The sequence below is a fragment of the Oleiphilus sp. HI0067 genome (genome assembly GCF_001635735.1).
The window spans coordinates 1-1,137 of sequence record NZ_LWFI01001534.1 but is presented as its reverse complement, the minus strand read 5'-3'; the positions used below and the strand labels follow the sequence as shown (position 1 = coordinate 1,137).

1 protein-coding gene and 1 pseudogene are annotated in these 1,137 nt (G+C 44.6%); both read left to right on the top strand.

The window, feature by feature from the left end; genetic code table 11:
• Window positions 1–923 (top strand): annotated as a pseudogene (locus A3739_RS25100) (polynucleotide adenylyltransferase PcnB); the annotation flags it as partial.
• A partial coding sequence (locus A3739_RS25095) for a 2-amino-4-hydroxy-6-hydroxymethyldihydropteridine diphosphokinase (protein WP_197472561.1) occupies window positions 923–1,137 on the top strand: 215 nt, incomplete at its 3' end. The pseudogene A3739_RS25100 and the gene A3739_RS25095, both read left to right, overlap by 1 nt.

The following is a 1,137-nucleotide window of genomic DNA, read 5'->3' as shown; positions in this document are numbered from 1 at the left end:
TGTACGGAACGATAGAAGAAGATTCTATTCGTCGCGATTTTACCGCAAATGCGCTGTATTACAGCGCAACTGATTTTTGCATTTATGATTATTGCGATGCCCTAACAGATATCAAAGCACACTCACTCAAGCTTATTGGCGAGCCTGAAGAGCGCTATCGCGAAGACCCTGTTCGCATGTTACGAGCAATTCGTTTCTCCGAAAAACTTAACTTCGATATCGAACAAAAAGCAGAACAAAGTATCCATGAACTATCTCATCTGATGTCGATGGTGGCGCCTGCCCGATTATTTGATGAAATTATTAAGCTTTTTGTCTCGGGTTATGGGGCCGCAATATTTGAGCGCCTATTAGATACAGGGCTATTTAAAGCCTTATTCCCAAGCGTTGCGCACACCATAGATAAAAGCCAAAAAGAACACTATCTCAGTTTTATCCGAGCGGCCTTAATCAACACAGACAAGCGCATCGCGCAAGAGAAACCCATCACTCCGGCGTTCCTTTATGCCTCTCTTTTATGGCCAGATGTCCATCGTATTTGGGGCCAAAAAATTGCTGAGGGGCTGTCAGACTTCCCTGCTCTACAACAAGCCGGTCATCAAGCGATCGAAGCTCAGTTACCGCACATCATGATTCCTAAACGCTTTATCCTGATGATGCGAGAGATTTGGGAAATGCAGATTCGATTGAGTAAGAACAATACTCGTCGCGCAGAGCAACTAGTTACGCATCCTCGTTTTCGCGCTGGCTATGATTTTTTGTTATTGCGGGAGCATGCTCAAGAAATTCTCCCAGGCTTAGGTCGTTGGTGGACAAAATATCAAGCAGATAACCCGCTACCAACAAATCATAAACCTAGGTCTAATTCTAGAAAACCAGCGCCTCGTCGCAGAAATCGTCGTCCTCAAAAAAGATCCGACTAGTGAACGTTTTACTTACCCTAGGGAGCAATCTCGACAACCCCATTGCCCAAGTTCAGAAAGCGGTTGCAGCCCTTCAACAAGAATCAGATATAGAGGTGCTTGAACAGGCTTCACTTTATAGTAGTAGTCCTCGTGGTCCTCAAGACCAAGATGATTACGTAAATTCTGCTGTACTCATTGATACACCTTTAAACGCGATCGACCTCTTAAAGCT